We start from the raw sequence: 20469 nt of genomic DNA, 5'->3' as shown, positions 1-20469 counted from the left end.
CAGGGGGACCATGGTGTTGAAACCAGCATCCGGCAGCGGGCAGGTGCAGTCACGCATTGAAAGCGCCGTGGCGACCGTCACCCTCGATCATCCCGGGCGGATGAACGCCATCACGGTCGACATGTGGGGCGAACTGGCGGAAATATTCGCCCGCCTTTCCTCTGATCCCGATCTGCGCTGCGTGGTCGTGCGCGGTGCGGGCGGTCATTTTGCCGCGGGCGCGGATATCCGTGAATTCCCCCGAGTGCGGGCCGATCGGGACCGCGTCATGGCGTATCACCGGCAAATCATCGCGCCCGCGCTACAGGCCATCGGCGATTGCGTGCCCCCGGTCATTGCCGCGATCGAAGGGGTCTGCGTGGGGGGCGGGCTGGAGATCGCCAGCCGCTGCGACCTGCGTCTGGCCGCCCGAGGGGCGCGTTTCGGCGCGCCCATCAACCGCCTGGGCTTTCCGATGGCGCCCGATGAAATGCGGGGCCTGCTGGAGCTGGCGGGCCGCGCCACGACATTGGAGATTCTGCTGGAAGGCCGGGTGTTCGAGGCCGATGAAGCGCTGGCCAAAGGCCTGCTGACGCGGGTCGTCGCCAACGAGGCTCTGGAATCCGAGCTGACAGCCACCGTGGCGCGCTTGTGCGCGGGCGCGCCGCGCGCCGCGCGCCTGAACAAATGGACCGCCAGACGCCTGATGGGCAATCCGATGCCCTTGAGCGATACCGAGTGGCAGGCGTGCTTCGCCTATGCCGATGGCCCTGATCACCCGCAGGGCATACAGGCTTTCCTGAAGGGCACAGACCCTGTCTTCACCGGAGAATGACTTGGAACGCAATGCCAATCTCTACACCGTGCTGCGTGGCGGATTTCCGTCCGACCTGGGCGCTGTGGCCATTGAAACCCCCGAACGATCCTATCGCTGGTCGGATATCGATGCCATCAGCGGCCGGATGGCCGCCTTGCTGCATTCGTTCGGTGTTCCCGCGGGGGCACGTGTCGCGGTTCAGGTCGAGAAGTCTCCCGAGTCCTTGATGCTGTATCTGGCGACGCTGCGCGCCGGCCTGGTCTATCTGCCGCTGAATACGGCCTACCGCGAGGCCGAGGTCGCCTACTTTCTGGGAGACGCCGAGCCGGCCGTGGTGGTGTGTTCGGACAGTGCGAAAGGCTGGTGCGAACCCCTGGCGCGCGCCAGGGGCGCCGTCCAGGTCCTGACCCTGAACGCGGACGGTCGAGGTTCCCTGACCGAGGCGGCCGATGCCCAGGAGCCGGCCTTCGACACCGCGCATTGCGCGTCCGAAGATCTGGCGGCGATCCTCTATACCTCGGGGACCACGGGGCGCAGCAAGGGCGCCATGCTCACGCATGCCAATCTGGCGGCCAATGCGCTCACGCTGAGGGATTTCTGGGGCTGGCGAGCCGATGATGTGCTGCTGCACATGTTGCCGATTTTTCACGTTCACGGTCTGTTTGTGGCATCTCACGGGGCGATGCTGGCGGGGGCGAGGATGGTCTGGCTGCCGAAACTGGATGTGGACCAGGCGCTGCATCATCTGCCGCGCTGCACCCTGATGATGGGAGTGCCCACCTATTACGTCCGCCTGCTGTCGGATCCGCGTTTCACGCGGGAGGTGTGCGCCAACATGCGGCTCTTCATTTCCGGCTCCGCGCCGCTGCTGGTGGATACGTTCCGCGAGTTTCAGGACCGGACCGGCATGACTATCCTGGAACGCTACGGCATGAGCGAGACCGGCATGATCACCTCCAATCCCTGGGATCCGGCGCGCGGCGCGCGCATCCCCGGCACCGTGGGGCCGGCGCTGCCCGGCGAAACCGTCCGGGTGGTGGGCGATTCGGATCAGCCTGTGGGGGTCGGTGTGCCCGGCCATGTCCAGGTGCGTGGCCCCAATGTATTCGCCGGGTATTGGCGCATGCCGGAAAAGACCCGCGAGGAATTCACCGCCGACGGCTGGTTCCGCACCGGTGATATCGGCCTGTTGGGCGGTGAGGCTGTTCCCGATGACTATCTGAGCATCGTGGGCCGGAGCAAGGATCTGATCATCTCGGGGGGCTACAACGTCTATCCCAAGGAAATCGAGAGGGTCATCGATGCCATGCCCGGTGTGCAGGAATCGGCGGTCATCGGTGTGCCGCACTCGGATTTTGGCGAGGCCGTGGTGGCCGTGATCGTGCCGCGGACCGGCGCGATGGTGGACCCGGTCGCCATCCAGACCGACCTGAAATCCGCGCTGGCGAATTTCAAGGTGCCGAAAAAGATTCATGTGATCGATGCGCTGCCGCGCAATGCCATGGGCAAGGTCCAGAAGAACGTGCTGCGTCAGCAGTATGCGGCCCTGGAATGAGGCGCTCCCGCGCCGGGTGCCCTCAGCGGCCCTCAGCCCGCCGCCGGCGCATGCGCCACGGCGCGTGAGGGCGGCGCGTCCAGCGCCTGCATTTCCTCGTCGATGCGCTGCGCGGCCTTGATCATCTGGCGCAAGGGGTAGGCGAGGGTGGCGTGGCTGCCCTCGGTTTCGATGACATTGGGCGGTGTGGCCTTGCGGCCCGCCAGGGCATCCTGGATGGCCTGCAGCGCCTGCCGGATGCCTTTGGGCTCGTCGTCGATCAGGGCCAGATTCGGAATCACGGCCGCGATCTGCGAAGCCAGCGTGTGGCTCTGGATCAGCAGGCGGTTCAGTTCGGGCACGTGGCGCTGCCGGCTGACCGGCTCGTCCATCATGCGGTAGAACGCCGAGGCGAAATTGCTAAAGGCAATATGCACGTTCTTGCGGGCCAGTTTCCAGCGCACCTCGGTTTCACCGGCCTCTGGAGGGTTTGCCGCATGTGGTGTGCGCGCGGCGCGGCAGGCATGGACGTAATCCAGTCCGGCCTGCAGAAAGGCCTGGTTGGCCGCGCGCAGCGCCCGGGCCAGATCGCCCAGGGTGCTGCGTTCCCAGGACGGCAGGATATAGCTGCAGGTCAGGGCCAGGATGCTGCCGATTACCGTATCGGCCAGGCGCTCGCCCACGACCGCGTTGGATCCGGGCGCCAGGAAATGGAACACCAGCAGCACGAACAGGGTGTTGAACATGGCCGACAGGGTGTAGTTGACCTGGACCAGGCTGTAGCCCAGGACGCTGCTGATCACCAGGATGAACAGGTAGGCGATGGGGTTCTGCACCAGACTGAACAGCAGCAGCGACAGGCCGCAGCCGATCAGTGTGCCCGTCAGACGCCAGCTGTTGCGCTGGCGGGTCAGCGCGAACCCGGGTTTCATGATAATCAGTACCGTCAGGATGATCCAGTAACCATGGTTTGCCATGCCGGGGTCCAGCGTGTTCACCAGCAGAACCCGGGCCAGCAGGTCGCCCGCCACCATCGCCAGCAAGGCCGCGACCGCGACGCGCAGGGCGTAGCGAAAGTGCGCGGACCGGTAATTCAGGTTCTGTGTCAGCAGGCCCACGCGCCATTTCTGCCGCGTCAGGAATCGGTTCAGTGACTGACGTGTGCGCACCAGATCGGTCTGCGGTGGAACCGGATTCACGGAATGATCCGCCATGCGCTCGACCCGGCGGGCCATGTTGCGCAACCGGCGCAGCACCTGGACCAGCAGCGCGTAGAGTTCAGGATCGGACTGCGGCATGCCGCTTTCGCGTAATTGTTGCAGTTCGAATTCCAGCGCGCGCAGTTCGGCCTTTGCGCTGTTGCGTACCCGGTGCCGGCGGTTGCGGGCCACGTTCAGGGCCAGGCCGGCCACGTTGGAGGCGAGCTTGATCATGGCGTCGCGGGCGAACAGCAGGATGTCGCTGTCGGGCAGCGCGCGGCGCAGGGTGGCGTAGTCCGTGTGGGTTGCCACCATGCTGTCGAGCAGGTTGACCATGTCGACAAACAGGTTCAGCAGTCCCTGGCGCAGCCGGTTGGCATGGGTGATGGCGTCGCTGGGCTGTTCGCGCAGCACCATGTCGCGGGCGGCCTGGTGGGCCTCGGTCATGAGAGCCTGGCGACGGATCAGGTTGCGGTAGCTGTCGTCCAGGTCCAGATGGATGTCGTAGAAGCGGGCCCTCGCGGCAATGTAGTCGGCGGTGGCGAACAGCGCGACGGACAGGGCCTGCTGTTCTTCGCGATGCCACAGCAGCCGGTGCGCGGCGGCGCTATAGAGCAGGTAGAACGCGCCGCCCAAAAATGAGATCAGTGTGTGTTGCAGCACATCGGCCGGTGTCAGCGGCGTGCGCAGGGTGAGGGTCATGATCAGCAGGCAGGCAAAGCACAGCAGGCCGCCATGCTTGCCGTAGACCGTCAGCATCGAGAAACCGAAGCACAGGACAGGCACGACCAGCCAGATGGCCAGCACATGGCTGGAGGCCAGGCCGGTCAGGGCCGTGGTGATCGAGCCCAGGCACAGGGCGGCGAGCATGCCGTTGATGCCGTAGCGCAGGGGGCCGCCGGGTTGATCCAGGATGGCCACGCAGGCGGCGCCGACCGCCGCCACGAATCCGGCCGCATGCAGGCCGAAAAGTCCCGACAGCACCAGCGCCGGAAGCAGGACGCCCGTGGCCTGGCGCAGGCCGCCGAAGAAATGGTGGCTGTAGAAGAATCGCAGCAGTTGCGAGGTGGGCAGGATCATGCGTCCGGCATTGAGTGGCTGAATGGGGGCGAAAGCGAGGTCGTGAACGAAAGTATAGAGAACACCTGGCCGGAGTATCTAGTCATTCCGGCAGGCGGGAACAGGCCATGAGACCAATATTCAGGCCGTGGCGGATTCCTTATGCTTTTCATATACCGATTTCTCGTTGACAGGATCCAAGTCCCATGACCTATCGATCTCCAGGAAAAGCCATGTCCGTGCTGATCTCGAGCACCTTTGCCTTCACGGTCTGTTTCGCCGTGTGGATGATGTTCGCGGTGCTCGGCATCCCGATCAAGCACCAGCTGGGCTTGTCCGAAACTCAGTTCGGCCTGCTGGCCGCCATGCCGGTGCTTTCCGGCGCGCTGGTGCGGGTGCCGCTGGGCATCTGGACCGACCGTTACGGCGGGCGCATCGTGTTCTTTCTGACCATGATCGTGGCCGTGGTGCCGATCTGGCTCATGTCCTACGCGACGCAGTACTGGCAGTTTCTGGTCCTTGCCTTGTTCGTTGGTCTGGTGGGCGGGACTTTTTCCGTGGGCACGCCGTATGTGGCCCGCTGGTTCAAGCGTGAACGGCAGGGGTTCGCCATGGGGGTGTTCGGCGCCGGCAACTCGGGGGCGGCGGTCACGAAATTCGTGGCGCCGGTCTTGATCCTGACCGCCGGCGGCGCATGGACCATTGTGCCCCAGGTGTATGCCATTGGCCTGCTGATCACGGCATGTCTGTTCTGGGTGTTCAGCGCCACGGACCCCGCTCACCTGCAGGCTGCGTCCAGCACCAGCCTGCAGGCCCAGCTGCAATTGCTGCGCGATCCGCGCGTCTGGCGCTACAGCCAGTACTACTCGGTCGTGTTCGGCGGCTATGTCGGCCTGGCGCTCTGGATGGTGAACTACTATGTCGACGAATACAGCTTCAGCATGGGCACGGCGGCTTTCCTCGCAGCCTGCTTTTCCCTGCCGGGCGGAGTTCTGCGCGCTTTGGGCGGCTGGATTTCCGATCGTTACGGCGCCTACCGCACGACCTGGTGGGTGATGTGGGTGATCTGGGTCGCTTTCTTCATCCTCAGCTATCCGAAGACGGATTTCACGATCCAGACCAACGATGGGCCGCTCTCCTTTCATCTGGCGCTCAGCCCGACGGTATTCACTTTCTTGATGTTCGTCGTGGGCATTGCGATGGCGATCGGCAAGGCCTCCGTATTCAAGTTCATCTCCAACGATTACGACGGCAATATCGGCGCGGTTTCCGGAATCGTGGGGCTGGCGGGTGGTCTGGGAGGTTTCATCCTGCCGATCCTGTTCGGGGCGTTGCTGGATTTCACGGGCATCAACGCCAGCTGCTTCATGCTGATGTACGGCACGGTCTGCGTTTCCCTGATCTGGATGCACTACAGCTTCCGGGGCGCGCAGCAGCGTGAACGCGAGGCCGGTGGGGGCGGGCTGGCCGTGAACCCCGCCTGATTCGATGTTTTCTACCTGATCGCAAGTCCGGATCCTGCCCTGGCAGGGTCCGGCCACGCAAGGAGACACTGCCATGCATGATATTCAGCACCTGCTCGGCGGGTTCGACCGGTTCCGCCGCCGCTACTATCAGGAAAATCCCGCACTGTACCGGGACTTGTGCGAGGGCCAGCACCCGGGGACCCTGGTCATCACCTGCTGCGACTCCCGGGTGGATCCCGCGCTGATGCTGGGATGCGAACCCGGCGAGCTGTTCGTCGTGCGCAATGTGGCCAATCTCGTGCCGCCCTATGGACAAGGCTGGCGTCACCAGAGCGTGCTGGCCGCCATCCAGTTTGCGGTCGGTCAGATCGAGGTCGGGCGGATCATCGTCCTGGGGCACAGCCAGTGCGGCGGCATTCGCGCCTTGATGACGCAGCCCACGGCGAGGCCGGACGAGGCGGGCGGCGTGAGCGGCTGGATGTCCGTGGTCGAACCGGCGCGGCGCGAGGTCATGGCGCGCATGCCGGCCGCGCCCCTCGAGTCGCGTTGCCGGGCCTGCGAGAAAGCGGCCCTCCGGATTTCGTTGCGCAACCTCGAGAGCTACGCCTGCGTGCGCGAACGGCGGACGCAGGGGGCGCTGTCGCTGCATGGCTGGCATTTCGAGATGGCGCGAGGCGAGCTCGAGGCGTATTCGCCGCAGATGGACGCCTTTCTGCCCCTGGACATGTCACAGTCCGGCCTGCGGCGAGACGCTGCTACACTGGCCTGACGGGTCTGCGCTGACTGCGTATGCCGTCAGACCTGTTCAGTATCAGGGGCCTTTCTGTTTTCGTATGAACCCATCCCCCCTTCCTTACCTGGACTCCCCGGCCTTTCGTGATCGGCTCTCGACGCGCATCATCGCGACCTCTGCTGTGGTGCTGATGGTCGTGCTGGGTATGATCGGCTGGACCTTGTGGCTGTCCTGGCAGCTCGAAGGCGCCGGTGCCGCGATCAACGATACGGGCAGCCTGCGGATGCGAGCCAATCAGGTCGCCATCGCGCTGATGCGCGACCACGCCGCGCCGGACGCCGGGCCGGTGATCCAGGCGCGGGAGGCGGCCTCGAACCCGCCGGGGCTGGATGCGCTGCTTGCGGCCCAGGGGCGGATCCTGAGGCTGATCCGCGAGGGTGATGCTGCCCGACCTCTTGCCCTGCCGCATGACCCCCTGATCCGTGCGCAGATGAACCGGGTGACGACCCTTTGGGAGGCGCAACTGGCGCCCGCTGCCCGGGCGGTCCAGGCTGGTGGGTCGGTACATGCCTATCTGGACCTGCGGCCGGCGTTTGTGGCGCAGGCCGACCGTCTGGTGCGCATGATCGAGGATGACAGCGCCCGCAAGACCAGCCGTCTGCGCTTTTCCCAGCAGATGCTGGTCGTCATGGCCTGCGTCGGGACGCTCGCCCTGGTGTATCTTCTATACCTGTGGATCCTCCATCCGGTGCGTCGCTTGCAGGGTGGCCTGCAGCGCATGGCGCGGCGGGAATTCGGGGTGCGCCTGCTCGTGGATCGGCGCGACGAACTGGGCGTGCTGGCCAGCGGATTCAATCGCATGGCGGATGAACTGCAGGGGCTTTACAGTGACCTGGAGGCGCGGGTGGCCGAGAAAACGGCTCAGCTGGCCAGCCAGAACAAAGTCCTGGCCGCGCTCTACGACATGGCGGCTTTCCTGAACCGGCCCAATGACATCGAGGCCGTCTGTCGAGGCTTCCTGGATCGGGTGATCGAGCGTTTTGGTGCGGACGGGGCGGCGATCCGGCTGCGCGGCCCCCTGGGGGACCGGGCCTCGATTTCCCTGTCGGCCGGCCAGGCGGCTGCCGGGCATGTGTCCGAGTCGGCGGCGTTCCGGGTGTGCACCCAGGAGGAGGAGCTGGGCGCTTTCACGCTGTATTTCCGCACCCCTCATCCGCTCGAGGCGGGCGAGGTCCATCTGCTGGAAACGCTGGGACTGCACCTGGGCGTCGCGGTCCAGAATCGGCGCCTGAGCGGCCAGGCGCGTCAGCTGGCCATGGAGCAGGAGCGCAACCTTGTCGCGCAGGGATTGCATGACAGCATCGCCCAGGGATTGAATTTCCTCAACTTGCAGTTGCAGCTCCTGGATCGCGCCGCGGACCGCGAGGACTTGAACGAGATCCGCGAGATCGTGCCGCTGCTGCGGACCGGGGTGGATGAGAGCTACCAGGATGTGCGCGAGCTGCTGAACAATTTCCGCACACAGCTGGGCGAGGGCGGACTGCTCGATGCGGTAGAAGAAGCCGTGGCCCGATTCCGCCGTCAGACCGGGGTCGAGGTCTCACTGCGTTCCGATGGCTTGACCGGGGGGGCGCCTCTGACGCGCGTGCAGCAGCTCGAGGCGCTGTTCATCCTCCAGGAGGCGCTGTCCAACGTGCGCAAGCACGCCGAGGCCAGCAAGATCGACATTCACCTGAGCAATCGTGGCGCTTTCCGCATGGCGATCGTGGACGACGGGATCGGCTATGATCCCGATAGCCTCGCGGACCGGCCCGAAGGCCATTTTGGCCGCCGCATCATGCAGGAGCGCGCACGACGCATGGGCGCGATGCTGACGGTCTCGACCGCACCCGGGCGGGGGGTCTCGATCGTGCTGGAGCTGCCGGCCAGCCAGCGCCGGCTGGCTTGAGCAAATCATGAATGAGCCGGACAGGCGCCCCGGGGGGGATATGATCAGAATCCTGCTGATTGACGATCACAGTCTGTTTCGGACAGGCATTCGGCTGTTGCTGCAGCGATACCCCGAATTCAACATCGTCGGCGAGGCTGCCGATGGTCTGGAGGGCATCAAGCGGGCCCGGGAACTGGCGCCCGATGTGATCCTGCTGGACTTGAACATGCCCGAGCTTTCGGGGCTGGCGACCTTGCAGCTGCTGGTGCAGGACGTACCCGATTGCGCCGTGCTGGTGCTGACCGTGTCCGAGGATGCCGAGGACCTGGGGCGGGCGCTGCAGTCGGGCGCTGCGGGTTATCTCCTGAAGAATATGGATAGCGATGCCCTGGTGGCCGCCATCCACAAAGTGGTGGCGGGCGAGGCCACGATTGCCGACGGCATGACGGGCAAATTGGTCGAGCAGTTCAGGCGCCGGTCGGATGCGGCGGCGGGCGGGCGAGGGCAGCGGGATCGCCTGACCCAGCGCGAACGTGAGATCGTCCAGTGCCTGGCGCGCGGTGAGAGCAACAAGCTGATCGCCCGGAGCCTGGATCTGTCCGAGAGCACGGTCAAGATCCACGTCCAGAATATCCTCAAAAAGCTCGATCTGAGCAGCCGGGTCCAGGTGGCGGTGTATGCCGTCGAGCATGGCTTGCTCGACGAGACCTGAGTCTGGGGGTTTTCTCTCGAAATGCGGCTGGTCCAGGTCAAAAAACGGTTTTGACGTTGTTTTCTTGCGTCCCATGTTGCAACGCGGTAAATTAGCCCATCGGCCGGCCCCATCGCGGTCATCCGATGTGGCGAGCACTCCCGGGTCACACGCCCGGTTTTTTTCGTCTTCCGTTTTATGTCCCAGGATGTGTCACAAGCGCGGTCCGGGGCGTCCATTTCCACCACATTGCGCCTGAGGGCGCGAGTGTCTTGTGCCAAGGGGTACGGACTGGTCCCGCAATGTGTCCGGGCAAAGCGATTCCGTGAATCGCCCAGCGTCGGATCATGTGGCGGATCGCCGGGACTGACCCGGGCTGCCAGCAGGCCGCTTGGTGCAGACGCGGGTTAAGAAAGGAATCATCATGGAACTCAATGGCGCCGACATCGTCGTGCGTTGTCTGATCGAGGAAGGCGTAGACCATGTGTTTGGCTACCCCGGCGGCGCGGTCCTCTACATCTACGACGCGATCTACAAGCAAGACAAATTCAAGCACATCCTCGTGCGACACGAGCAGGCGGCCGTCCACGCAGCCGATGCCTATTCCCGTTCCTCCGACAAGATCGGCGTCTGTCTGGTGACCAGCGGACCGGGCGTGACCAATGCCGTCACCGGCATCGCCACGGCCTACATGGATTCGATTCCCATGGTCATCATCAGCGGCCAGGTGCCTACGCACGCCATCGGCCAGGATGCCTTTCAGGAATGCGACACGGTCGGCATCACCCGGCCCTGCGTCAAGCACAATTTCCTGGTGCGCGATGTCAAGGACCTGGCAGAGACCATGCGCCGCGCCTTCTATATCGCGCGCTCCGGACGTCCCGGTCCGGTGCTGGTCGACGTCCCCAAGGACGTGTCCGTGGCCATGTGCAAATACACGCCGCCGCGCGGTCCGACCCGGATGCGCTCCTACGCGCCGGTCACCAAGGGCCACCAGGGACAGATCAAGAAAGCCGTGCAGATGCTGCTGGCCGCCGAGCGGCCCATGATCTACGCCGGCGGCGGGGTCGTGCTGGCCAACGCCGCGGACGAATTGCGCAAGCTGGTCCGGCTCACCGGCGCGCCCTGCACCACGACCCTGATGGGTCTGGGCGCCTACCCGGGAACGGACGAGCGTTTCGTCGGCATGCCCGGCATGCACGGCACCTACGAGGCCAATATGGCGATGCAGCATTGCGATGTGCTGATCGGCATCGGCGCACGGTTCGATGACCGCGTCATCGGCAACCCCAAGCATTTTGCCCAGGTGCCCCGCAAGATCGTGCACGTGGACGTCGATCCGTCCTCGATCTCCAAGCGCGTGCGGGTGGACGTGCCCATCGTGGGCGACGTCAAGGAGGTCCTGCAGGACCTGATCGGCCTCTACGCCCAGTCGATGGCCGAGCAGGGACTGACCGAACAGCGGCTGGACGACTGGTGGAAGCAGATCGATACCTGGCGTGGCCGCAAATGCCTGGATTACGAGCATTCCGACGCGGTGATCAAGCCTCAGTTCGTGGTCCAGAAACTGTGGGAAATCACGCGCGGCCAGGCCTTCGTCACATCCGACGTGGGCCAGCATCAGATGTGGGCGGCCCAGTACTATCCGTTCCCGGAACCGCGCCGCTGGATCAATTCCGGCGGCCTGGGCACCATGGGCGTGGGCCTGCCCTACGCCATGGGTGTGCAGATGGCCAATCCCGATCGCGACATCGCCGTCATCACCGGCGAGGGCTCGATCCAGATGAACATCCAGGAACTGTCCACCTGCAGCCAATACCGCCTGACCCCCAAGGTCCTGTGCCTGAACAACCGCTATCTGGGCATGGTGCGCCAGTGGCAGCAGATCGAATACGGCTCGCGCTATTCGGAATCGTATGTCGATGCGCTGCCGGATTTCGTCAAGCTGGTCGAGAGTTATGGCCATATTGGCATGCGCATCGACAAGCCGGCCGATGTCGAGCCCGCCCTGCGCGAGGCGTTCACGAAATACAAGGACCGTCTGGTGTTCATGGATTTCATCACCGATCAGACCGAGAACGTCTGGCCCATGGTGAAGGCAGGCCGCGGCCTGACCGAAATGCTGCTGGGTTCCGAGGATCTGTGAGGGGATAAGACCATGAAACACGTGATTTCCATTCTGCTGGAAAACGAACCCGGCGCCCTGTCGCGCGTCGTGGGGCTGTTCTCGGCGCGCGGCTACAACATCGAAACGCTGACGGTGGCGCCCACCGAGGATGCCACCCTGTCGCGCATGACCATCGTCACGGTCGGTTCCGACGAGATCATCGAACAGATCACCAAGCACCTGAACCGGCTGGTGGATGTGGTCAAGGTCGTGGACCTGTCCGAAGGCCCCCATGTCGAACGCGAGCTGATGCTGATCAAGGTCCGCGCCGTCGGCAAGGAGCGTGAGGAAATGAAGCGTATGGCGGAAATCTTCCGCGGCCGCATCATCGATGTCACCGACAAGACCTACACCATCGAGCTGACCGGGGTGCAGGAAAAGATCGCCGCCTTCATCGGGGCGCTGGACCGTAGCGCCATTCTGGAGACCGTCCGTACCGGCGTCTCCGGCGTGGGGCGTGGGGAACGTGTCCTGAAATTGTAAAAACGCCTTTGCGCTGCCTGCCTGGCCAGCCGGCCCCGACGGGGCGCGCCTGGCCAGGGGCGGTCCAGGGCAAAACCCTCTCTTCAAAATTCAACGAATGACCGGAGCATCCAACATGAAAGTTTTCTATGACAAAGACTGCGACCTGTCCCTGATCAAGGGCAAGACCGTCGCCATCATCGGCTATGGTTCTCAGGGGCATGCACACGCGCTGAACCTGCACGATTCGGGCGTCAAGGTCATCGTCGGCCTGCGCAAGAACGGCGCCTCCTGGAAAAAGGCCGAAAACGCCGGCCTGACCGTCCAGGAAGTCGCCCTGGCTGTCAAGAGCGCCGATCTGGTCATGATGTTGCTGCCTGACGAGAACATCGCCCAGGTCTATCGCAGCGAGGTCGCCGACAACCTGAAGGCGGGGGCCGCGCTGGCCTTTGCGCACGGGTTCAACGTGCATTATGGCCAGGTCGTGCCGCGCGCCGATGTGGACGTCATCATGATCGCCCCCAAGGCCCCGGGCCACACCGTGCGCAGCACCTATGCCCAGGGCGGCGGCGTGCCGCATCTGGTGGCCGTGCACCAGGACGTCTCGGGCAAGGCCCGCGATCTGGCGCTGTCCTATGCCATGGCCAATGGCGGGGGCCGCGCCGGCATCATCGAGACCAATTTCCGCGAGGAAACCGAGACCGACCTGTTCGGCGAGCAGGCCGTGCTGTGCGGCGGCACGGTCGAGCTGATCAAGGCCGGCTTCGAGACCCTGGTCGATGCGGGCTACGCGCCGGAAATGGCCTACTTCGAGTGCCTGCACGAACTCAAGCTGATCGTGGACCTGATCTACGAGGGCGGCATCGCCAATATGAACTACTCGATCTCCAACAACGCGGAATACGGCGAATATGTCACCGGCCCGCGCGTGGTGACCGACGAAACGCGCGCCGCGATGCGCCGCTGCCTGGACGACATCCAGTCGGGCGTCTATGCCAAGAACTTCATCCTGGAAAACGCTGCCGGCGCGCCGGAACTGACCTCGCGCCGCCGCCTGAACGCGGAGTCGCAGATCGAGCAGGTCGGCTCCAAACTGCGCGCCATGATGCCCTGGATCGCGGCCAACAAGCTGGTGGATCAGTCCAAGAACTGATTCTCTCCGCCGCGCGGCATGCCGGCCCGGACGCCGATCGGCGTCTCCGGCTGCGTGTCGTGGCGGCACGAAGCAGAAGCGGGTGCCCTCACACTGGCTGTGGGGGCACATTTTTTTCCTTGTGCCGAATTGGGTTATTCTTGCGCCTACGATGAAAACCCCCCCTTATCCCCATCCCCTGATCGCCCGTGAAGGCTGGGCCATCATGGCCGGCGCGCTGGTCGTCTCCCTGCTGGTGACCTGGTGGTCGCCATGGATCTCCGTCCCGTTCTGGGTGTTTACGCTTTTTGCCCTGCAGTTTTTCCGCGACCCTCCGCGCGAGGCGCCGGAGGGCGAGGGCCTGGTGCTGTGTCCGGCCGATGGCCGCATCGTCTGTGTCGAGGATGCGGTCGACCCCTATGCGGGTGGCCGCCCGGCCTTGAAGATCAGCGTCTTCATGAATGTCTTCAATGTGCACTCGAACCGCGCGCCGGTCGACGGTGATGTCCAATCGATCGCGTATTTTCCGGGCAAGTTCTTCAACGCGGCCCTGGACAAGGCTTCCCTGGAGAACGAGCGCAACGCCATGGTGCTGCGCACGGTCGAGGGTCAGACGGTCACGGCCGTTCAGGTCGCCGGCCTGGTGGCCAAGCGCATCCTGTGCCATGCGCGGGCCGGGCAGTCGCTGTACGCGGGACAGCGCTACGGTTTCATCCGCTTTGGCTCGCGGGTGGACGTATACTTGCCCGTAGGGACCCGTCCCCGGGTTGCCCTGGGCGACAAAGTCAAGGCCACCCGCACGGCGCTGGCCGAACTTCCTGTTTCTCCTCGCGATGACGCTTCCGCAGCCTGAATCCATGCCTGATGAACCGCAGCGCCGCCGCAGCATCTATCTGCTGCCCAATGCTTTCACCACGGCCAATCTGTTTGCCGGTTTCTATGCCGTCGTTCAGGCCATGAACCAGCACTTCGAGGTGGCGGCCATCGCCGTGTTCCTGGCGATGGTGTTCGACAGCATGGATGGGCGGGTGGCCCGGCTGACCAATACCCAGTCCGTCTTCGGCGAGCAGTACGACTCCCTGGCCGACATGATTTCCTTCGGCATGGCGCCCGCGCTGGTGATGTACGAGTGGTCGTTGCAGGGCCTGGGTCGCTGGGGCTGGCTGGCCGCTTTTGTCTACGTGGTGGGCGCCGCGCTGCGGCTGGCGCGCTTCAATGCCAACCTCGGCAAGGTCGACAAACAGTATTTTCAGGGATTGCCCAGTCCCGCGGCGGCCGCGCTGATCGCCGGATTTGTCTGGCTCTCGGTGGACAACAAGCTGTCACTGTCCGACGGCGTCCTGCGCTGGGCCGCCTTTGTGATGACGGTCTATGCGGGCGTGTCCATGGTGTCGAACGCGCCGTTTTTCAGCGGCAAGTCGTTTGCCCTGGGCCGCAGCGTGCCATTCTGGGTCATGCTGGTGGTGGTGGCGGTCTTTGTCTTTGTGTCCAGCGATCCGCCGGTGGTGCTGTTCGCCCTGTTCGTGATCTACAGCCTCTCGGGCTGGGTGCTGTGGCTGTGGCGCGTGCGCCGGGCGCGCCGCCTGGGGCAGCGCATGCGTGGCGCCGATGAGACTCACGGGGGGGCGTCCTGACCGGATTTGCACTTTCAGGGCCATAATCCGCTATAATTTTCGGGCGCCACGATTTGCGTGGCGCTTTCATTTGATCTCACGGCAGTGCGCCTCGGTGCTGCCGCTTGTTCCAGAGGAATAAAAATGTCTGTTGCAGATATCGTCAAGTCCGACATCGTTGCGCAATTCCAGCGCGCCGCCAGCGACACGGGTTCTCCTGAAGTCCAGGTCGCCCTGCTCACGGCCCGCATCAACGAGCTGACCGGCCACTTCAAGACCCACAAGAAAGACCACCATTCGCGTCGCGGCCTGCTGCGCATGGTCAGCCGCCGTCGCAAGCTGCTGGATTACCTCAAGGGCCGCAACCCTGATTCGTACCGTGCGCTGATCGAAAAACTCGGCCTGCGCAAGTAATGCCCGGGGGATTCGCTCCCCTTGCACGAGCCGTGTACGCTGCATCGTTTTGCGCAGCGTGCGCGGCTTTTTGTCATGGGTCGCCACAATCGGCCCCGCCTCTGGTGGGCGGGACGCGGGCAAGAGTCCCGCAGGCGTCTCTTTTATAGGATAAGAAAATGTTCAACAAAGTGAGCAAGTCGTTCCAGTACGGCCAGCACACCGTCGTCCTGGAAACCGGCGAAATCGCCCGTCAGGCCTCCGGCGCCGTGCTGGTTTCCGTCGATGATACGGTGGTGCTGGCGACGGTGGTGGCAGCCAAGACCGCCAGGCCCGGCCAGGATTTCTTTCCGCTGACCGTCGATTACGTCGAGAAGACCTACGCCGCCGGCAAGATCCCGGGCGGCTTCTTCAAGCGCGAAGGCAAGCCCTCCGAAAAAGAGGTCCTCACCTCCCGCCTGATCGACCGCCCGTTGCGTCCGCTGTTCCCCGAGGGCTTCTATAACGACGTCCAGGTCATCATTCATACGGTGTCGGTCAATTCCGAAGTCGATCCCGACATTCCCGCTCTGATCGGCGCCTCGGCCGCCCTGGCGATCTCCGGCATCCCCTTCAACGGCCCGGTCGGCGCCGCCCGCGTGGGCTACATCGACGGTCAGTACGTGCTCAACCCCAGCGCCTCGCAAGTGCGCGGTGAATCCCAGCTGGATCTGGTGGTGGCCGGCACCGAGTCCGCTGTGCTGATGGTCGAATCCGAAGCCCGCCAACTGCCTGAAGACGTCATGCTTGGTGCCGTGGTGTTTGGCCACGAGCAGATGCAGGCCGCCATCAATGCCATCCACGAACTGGTGGCCGAGGCCGGCAAGCCAGAATGGGACTGGCAGCCCGCCCCCCGCAACGAAGCGCTGGCCACCGCTGTGCGCGCGGCTGCATTCGAACCCCTGCAGGCCGTCTACCAGTTGCGTGACAAGCAGGAACGCACCACGCAGCTGCGTCAGGTCTACGCGGACGTCAAGTCCAAGCTGGCCGAGCACGCTGCTGCCAAGGGCGACGAAGCCCCTGACAGCGTCGAAGTCGAGAACATGCTGTTCGCGCTGGAATCGGAAATCGTCCGTGGTCAGATCCTGAACGGCGAGCCGCGGATTGATGGCCGCGACACGCGCACCGTGCGTCCGATCAGCATCCGCCTGGGCGTGCTGCCGCGCGCCCACGGGTCGGCCTTGTTCACGCGTGGCGAAACCCAGGCGCTGGTGGCCACCACCCTGGGCACCAAGCAGGACGAGCAGATCATCGACTCGATCATGGGCGAATACCGCGATCGTTTCATGATGCACTACAACATGCCGCCATTCGCCACGGGCGAGACCGGCCGTTTCGGCGTGCCCAAGCGCCGCGAGATCGGCCATGGCCGCCTCGCCAAGCGCGCCCTGCTGCCGCTGCTGCCCGCCGCGGAAGACTTCCAGTACACCCTGCGTCTGGTGTCCGAGATCACCGAATCCAACGGCTCTTCGTCGATGGCTTCGGTCTGCGGCGGAAGCCTGTCCATGATGGATGCCGGCGTGCCGGTCCAGGACCATGTGGCGGGTGTCGCCATGGGCCTGATCAAGGAAGGCGGCAAATTCGCCGTCCTGACCGACATTCTGGGTGACGAGGATCACCTGGGCGATATGGATTTCAAGGTCGCCGGCACCGTCAGCGGCGTCACCGCCCTGCAGATGGACATCAAGATCCAGGGCATCACCAAGGAAATCATGCAGGTTGCGCTGGCCCAGGCCCGCGAAGGCCGCATGCACATCCTGGACAAGATGCGCGAAGCCATCGACGGTTCCCGTCAGGAACTGTCAAACTTCGCGCCGCGCATGCTCAGCATCAAGATCAATCCGGAAAAGATCCGCGACGTGATCGGCAAGGGTGGCGCCACCATCCGCGCCCTGACCGAGGAGACCGGTTGCCAGATCGACATCAGCGATGACGGCAGCATCACCATCGCCAGCGCCGACCTGGATCGCGCCCACGAAGCCGAGCGCCGCATCAAGGAACTGACCGCCGACGTCGAGGTGGGCCAGGAATATCAGGGCACGGTTCAGCGTCTGCTGGATTTCGGCGCCATCATTCAGGTTCTGCCCGGCCGCGATGGCCTGCTGCACATTTCGGAAATCGCCAACTACCGCATCGCCGACATCAATGATGTGCTGAAGGTCGGCCAGTCGGTGCGCGTCAAGGTCATCGAGGCCGATGAACGCGGCCGCCTGCGCCTGTCGGTCAAGGCCATCGGCGGGATCGAAGCCCAGGGCGGCCCCGCAGCCCCGGCCGCGCAGTAATCTCGCTGTCCTTTCCGCGGGGTTTCCGGACCCGCGCGGGAAAAGCAAACGGGCGTCCCATGGGGCGCCCGTTTGCGTTGTGTCGCGTCAGACGCCTCAGCGCGCGACCAGCACGATCTTGCCGATCTGCTCGCCCGCGTCCATCATGGCGTGGGCGCGCGCGGCCGCTTCCAGCGGGAAAGTCGCATGGATCGAGGGCCTCAGCGCGCCGGAGTCCAGTAGTGGCCAGACGCGTTCGCGCAGCGCCCGGGCGATGCGGGCCTTGACCTCCACGGGGCGCGCCCGCAGCGTCGAGCCTGTCACGGTCAGGCGGCGACGCATCACCTGGCCGCAGTTCAGCGTCCCGCGCGCGCCGCCCAGCAGGGCGATCATCACCAACCGGCCATCGTCGGCCAGGATTTCGATATTGCGTTCGAGATAGCTGCCCGCCACCATGTCCAGGATCACGTCCACGCCACGGCCGTCGGTCAGCGCCTTGATTTCCGCGACGAAATCCTGCGTGTGGTAGTCGATTCCGCGCACGCAGCCCAGGGCCTCGACGGCACGCACGCGTTCGGGGCTTCCGGCGGTGGCGTAGACCGTGTGGCCGAAAGCGCGCGCCAGGGCAATGGCCGTCGTGCCGATACCGCTGGCACCACCGTGCACCAGCAAGGTCTCTCCGGTCGTCAGCGCGCCGCGTTCGAACACATTGCTCCAGACCGTGAAATAGGTTTCCGGCAGCGCGGCGGCTTCGATCATGGACAGCCCGGCCGGCATGGGCAGGCATTGCGCGGCCGGGGCCACGCAGAACTGCGCGTAGCCGCCGCCGGTCACCAGTGCGCAGACGGCATCGCCCTGCTTGAATCCGGCTGATTCCGGCTCACCGCCGACGATGCGGCCAGCGACTTCCAGGCCGGGCAGGTCGGATGCGCCATCAGGCGGCGGATAACTGCCCTGGCGCTGGAAGACGTCAGGCCGGTTGACACCGGCAGCTTCGACCTCGATCAGGACCTCGCCGGGACCGGGCACGGGCGTGGGGCGTTCTGTCAGGCGCAGGGCCTCCGGGCCGCCCGGCGCTGTGATTTCGATGGCTTGCATGGAGCCCTCCTTCAGATATGCAATGGGCATTATGCGCTACACTTTCGAACTTCGATGCGGAAGCGTGCCAGAGCGGTTGAATGGACCGGTCTTGAAAACCGGCGATGGGGCAACCCATCCGTGAGTTCGAATCTCACCGCTTCCGCCAGAATTAGTCCCGCCGGGTACTGCAAAGTCCCGGCGGTTCTTTTTTGCTTTTGATTCGCAAGGGAATACAGTCTATATTTGTCCCGGACAGTCCCGGACGATACCGCCCAAGCCAGCCGACAATCATGGTATCGCACGTGGCATCACGGAGACCGATACCATGGCCCTGACAGTCAGGCAGGTGGATGCAGCAAAGCCCAAGGACAAGCCATACAAGCTCGGAGATTCTGGCGGACTGTACTTGTACGTAGCGCCCACGGGCCTGAAGTCCTGGCGGGCAAATTACCAGCAGGCCGGCCGGCAGCGCACCAGGACGTACGGACGCTATCCCGATATGAGTCTGGCGCAGGCCCGGGCGGTACACTCCGTCGCGAAGGGGGGCGAGACTGTCGCGGCTGTGCCGACGTTTCGAGCCGTGGCTGGCCAGTGGCTGGCCGCCAAGCTCCCGTCGCTTTCGAATCACAAACACAAGATCCAGGTTCAGTCCACGCTGGAGCGGTTCGCATACCCGGCGATTGGTGATATCCCCATCGACCAGATCAAGCGGACCGCGTTGGCAGCAATCGTTCAAGCCGCACAGGAGGGCGGCAGGATAGAAACGGCACATCGTGTCGCCGGCCGCATCACGGCGGTGTTCGACTATGCGCAGGATCTGGGGATCATCGAGCATCACGGCGCTTCGGGGCTGGTGCGCGTGCTGCAACCGCGCAAAGTGCGCAGACCAATGGTCAGCATTCCGCCGGAGGAAACGGGGCGGTTGATGGTGCTCATCGATGACTACGACGAGCCCGTGACGCGGTTGGGCCTGCAACTGCTGGCCCTGACTTTCGTGCGTGTTGGCGAGTTGCGCGGCATGCGCTGGGATGAACTGCGCGAGGATGGGGCTGTGTGGGTTGTGCCTGCCGAGCGTATGAAGCTGCGCCTGCCGCATGTCGTGCCGCTGTCCCGACAGGCACGAGCCGTCATCGAGCAGCTGAGGCTTTTGTCTGGGGATGGCGATCTGGTCATGGAGTCGCCCGTTCGGCGCGGCCATCCTCTGTCCGAGAATACGTTCCTGTTCGCCCTCTACCGCCTGGGATATCGCGGACGTATGACGGCCCACGGCTTCCGATCCCTGGCGTCTACGGTGCTCAATGAGCGGTCCGGTTTTGATCGCGACGTCATCGAGCGGCAGTTGGCGCACCGAGAGACCGATGCTGTGCGCGCGGCGTACAACCGGGCTCAATACCTGGACCAGCGCAGGCAGTTGATGCAGTGGTGGGCGGACCGGCTCGACCAGCAGCGTGAAGCTCATCGACGCGCCACCGGGTGACGCCGCCGAACTTCACTGGCGCTGGCAGCAGGCCCTCGGAAACCTTCCGGAAGAACGTGGACCGGCCCATCGATAGCATGCCAGCGGCTTCGGTCGCGGTCACCAGGATTTTTTCAGCCATGGTCGGCTCCTTTCGTTGCGCGGGCGTATTCCTCGAATACCAGCTTCAGAGCGCCGCTACTCATGTCTGGCGGTGTCAGCCAGACGTGCATATCAGCGATGGGGCGAGATTTATAGGGATGCATCGCTGCCTCCCTGTTCCTGTACGAGTGCCTTGACCTCACGCCACAGCGCACACCACGCGCATGGCTTCCCGGCCAAATCACCGTTGTCGGAATCCCAAATGCCGGAAACCTGATGCGAGTGCCCCGGCGCATCGTCGTCGGACCTTGACGCACGCCGGCCATCAAGCTGGTGGACGACTGCCACGAGCGCAT

16 protein-coding genes and 1 tRNA gene are annotated in these 20469 nt (G+C 64.4%); 15 read left to right on the top strand and 2 right to left on the bottom strand.

Annotated elements, in window-relative coordinates; translation table 11 throughout:
- The first annotated feature begins 10 nt into the window (after positions 1–10).
- Together ACK5JE_RS12600 and ACK5JE_RS12595 are read left to right on the top strand one after the other, a co-directional pair.
- On the top strand, positions 11–814 hold the full coding sequence (locus tag ACK5JE_RS12600) for an enoyl-CoA hydratase/isomerase family protein (RefSeq protein ID WP_416802048.1): 804 nt from the start codon (positions 11–13) through the stop codon (positions 812–814).
- Position 815: 1 nt separating this feature from the next.
- The gene (locus ACK5JE_RS12595) at positions 816–2351 is read left to right on the top strand and encodes a malonate--CoA ligase (protein ID WP_416802047.1); all 1536 of its coding nucleotides are present in this window, start codon (positions 816–818) and stop codon (positions 2349–2351) included.
- 32 nt (positions 2352–2383) lie between these two features.
- Here the strand turns inward: ACK5JE_RS12595 and ACK5JE_RS12590 are convergent, their stop codons facing one another.
- The gene (locus tag ACK5JE_RS12590) at positions 2384–4609 is read right to left on the bottom strand and encodes an FUSC family membrane protein (protein ID WP_416802046.1); all 2226 of its coding nucleotides are present in this window, start codon (positions 4607–4609) and stop codon (positions 2384–2386) included.
- 185 nt (positions 4610–4794) lie between these two features.
- Here ACK5JE_RS12590 and ACK5JE_RS12585 point away from each other — a divergent pair, with 185 nt between their 5' ends.
- From ACK5JE_RS12585 to pnp, 11 genes are all read left to right on the top strand, one after another.
- On the top strand, positions 4795–6072 hold the full coding sequence (locus ACK5JE_RS12585; protein ID WP_416802045.1) for an MFS transporter: 1278 nt from the start codon (positions 4795–4797) through the stop codon (positions 6070–6072).
- 73 nt (positions 6073–6145) lie between these two features.
- The gene (locus ACK5JE_RS12580) at positions 6146–6823 is read left to right on the top strand and encodes a carbonic anhydrase (protein WP_416802044.1); all 678 of its coding nucleotides are present in this window, start codon (positions 6146–6148) and stop codon (positions 6821–6823) included.
- A gap of 64 nt (positions 6824–6887) precedes the next feature.
- Entirely contained in the window at positions 6888–8735 is a 1848-nt protein-coding gene (locus ACK5JE_RS12575) for a type IV pili methyl-accepting chemotaxis transducer N-terminal domain-containing protein (protein WP_416802043.1), read from the top strand.
- Between the two features lie 40 nt (positions 8736–8775).
- Complete coding sequence (locus ACK5JE_RS12570; protein WP_416802042.1) at positions 8776–9429, top strand: response regulator; 654 nt, start codon at positions 8776–8778, stop codon at positions 9427–9429.
- Positions 9430–9832: 403 nt separating this feature from the next.
- Positions 9833–11554 (top strand): acetolactate synthase 3 catalytic subunit, encoded by a 1722-nt coding sequence (locus ACK5JE_RS12565; RefSeq protein WP_416802041.1) that lies wholly within the window; start codon positions 9833–9835, stop codon positions 11552–11554.
- Positions 11555–11566: 12 nt separating this feature from the next.
- Complete coding sequence (gene ilvN, locus ACK5JE_RS12560) at positions 11567–12058, top strand: acetolactate synthase small subunit (protein WP_416802040.1); 492 nt, start codon at positions 11567–11569, stop codon at positions 12056–12058.
- A 115-nt stretch (positions 12059–12173) separates the two neighbouring features.
- Positions 12174–13190 carry a ketol-acid reductoisomerase gene (gene ilvC / locus ACK5JE_RS12555; protein ID WP_416802039.1) on the top strand — a complete coding sequence of 339 codons (1017 nt, stop codon included), beginning with the start codon at positions 12174–12176 and terminating at the stop codon, positions 13188–13190.
- Positions 13191–13341: 151 nt separating this feature from the next.
- The gene (locus ACK5JE_RS12550; RefSeq protein ID WP_416802038.1) at positions 13342–14022 is read left to right on the top strand and encodes a phosphatidylserine decarboxylase; all 681 of its coding nucleotides are present in this window, start codon (positions 13342–13344) and stop codon (positions 14020–14022) included.
- Positions 14003–14803, top strand: coding sequence for a CDP-diacylglycerol--serine O-phosphatidyltransferase (gene pssA / locus ACK5JE_RS12545; RefSeq protein ID WP_416802037.1), 801 nt, complete (start codon positions 14003–14005; stop codon positions 14801–14803). Before ACK5JE_RS12550 ends, pssA begins: the two co-directional genes overlap by 20 nt.
- A gap of 123 nt (positions 14804–14926) precedes the next feature.
- Positions 14927–15196 carry a 30S ribosomal protein S15 gene (gene rpsO, locus ACK5JE_RS12540; RefSeq protein WP_043683847.1) on the top strand — a complete coding sequence of 90 codons (270 nt, stop codon included), beginning with the start codon at positions 14927–14929 and terminating at the stop codon, positions 15194–15196.
- A gap of 158 nt (positions 15197–15354) precedes the next feature.
- Entirely contained in the window at positions 15355–17496 is a 2142-nt protein-coding gene (pnp, locus tag ACK5JE_RS12535) for a polyribonucleotide nucleotidyltransferase (protein WP_416802036.1), read from the top strand.
- Between the two features lie 96 nt (positions 17497–17592).
- Here the strand turns inward: pnp and ACK5JE_RS12530 are convergent, their stop codons facing one another.
- The gene (locus tag ACK5JE_RS12530) at positions 17593–18573 is read right to left on the bottom strand and encodes an NAD(P)H-quinone oxidoreductase (protein WP_416802035.1); all 981 of its coding nucleotides are present in this window, start codon (positions 18571–18573) and stop codon (positions 17593–17595) included.
- A 58-nt stretch (positions 18574–18631) separates the two neighbouring features.
- On the opposite strand from ACK5JE_RS12530, the gene ACK5JE_RS12525 reads away from it, so the two are divergent.
- Positions 18632–18721: transfer RNA gene (locus ACK5JE_RS12525), tRNA-Ser, on the top strand.
- 159 nt (positions 18722–18880) lie between these two features.
- Positions 18881–20032 carry a tyrosine-type recombinase/integrase gene (locus ACK5JE_RS12520; RefSeq protein WP_416802034.1) on the top strand — a complete coding sequence of 384 codons (1152 nt, stop codon included), beginning with the start codon at positions 18881–18883 and terminating at the stop codon, positions 20030–20032.
- Positions 20033–20469: the final 437 nt, after the last annotated feature.

Origin of the sequence: Castellaniella sp., from assembly GCF_047971665.1 — a bacterium.
GTDB lineage: Bacteria > Pseudomonadota > Gammaproteobacteria > Burkholderiales > Burkholderiaceae_B > Castellaniella.
Note: the sequence above shows the minus strand (reverse complement) of the source record. Positions and strands in the feature narration are given on the sequence as shown.

Bases quoted from the DNA above. Each gene is read 5' to 3' on its own strand.
- ACK5JE_RS12570 (WP_416802042.1), top strand. From the start codon at position 8,776: ATGATCAGAATCCTGCTGATTGACGATCACAGTCTGTTTCGGACAGGC.
- ilvC (WP_416802039.1), top strand. From the start codon at position 12,174: ATGAAAGTTTTCTATGACAAAGACTGCGACCTGTCCCTGATCAAGGGC.
- ACK5JE_RS12585 (WP_416802045.1), top strand. From the start codon at position 4,795: ATGACCTATCGATCTCCAGGAAAAGCCATGTCCGTGCTGATCTCGAGC.
- ACK5JE_RS12530 (WP_416802035.1), bottom strand. From the start codon at position 18,573: ATGCAAGCCATCGAAATCACAGCGCCGGGCGGCCCGGAGGCCCTGCGC.
- ACK5JE_RS12600 (WP_416802048.1), top strand. From the start codon at position 11: ATGGTGTTGAAACCAGCATCCGGCAGCGGGCAGGTGCAGTCACGCATT.
- pssA (WP_416802037.1), top strand. From the start codon at position 14,003: ATGACGCTTCCGCAGCCTGAATCCATGCCTGATGAACCGCAGCGCCGC.
- ACK5JE_RS12575 (WP_416802043.1), top strand. From the start codon at position 6,888: ATGAACCCATCCCCCCTTCCTTACCTGGACTCCCCGGCCTTTCGTGAT.
- ilvN (WP_416802040.1), top strand. From the start codon at position 11,567: ATGAAACACGTGATTTCCATTCTGCTGGAAAACGAACCCGGCGCCCTG.
- ACK5JE_RS12550 (WP_416802038.1), top strand. From the start codon at position 13,342: ATGAAAACCCCCCCTTATCCCCATCCCCTGATCGCCCGTGAAGGCTGG.
- ACK5JE_RS12565 (WP_416802041.1), top strand. From the start codon at position 9,833: ATGGAACTCAATGGCGCCGACATCGTCGTGCGTTGTCTGATCGAGGAA.
- ACK5JE_RS12580 (WP_416802044.1), top strand. From the start codon at position 6,146: ATGCATGATATTCAGCACCTGCTCGGCGGGTTCGACCGGTTCCGCCGC.
- ACK5JE_RS12520 (WP_416802034.1), top strand. From the start codon at position 18,881: ATGGCCCTGACAGTCAGGCAGGTGGATGCAGCAAAGCCCAAGGACAAG.
- rpsO (WP_043683847.1), top strand. From the start codon at position 14,927: ATGTCTGTTGCAGATATCGTCAAGTCCGACATCGTTGCGCAATTCCAG.
- ACK5JE_RS12590 (WP_416802046.1), bottom strand. From the start codon at position 4,609: ATGATCCTGCCCACCTCGCAACTGCTGCGATTCTTCTACAGCCACCAT.
- pnp (WP_416802036.1), top strand. From the start codon at position 15,355: ATGTTCAACAAAGTGAGCAAGTCGTTCCAGTACGGCCAGCACACCGTC.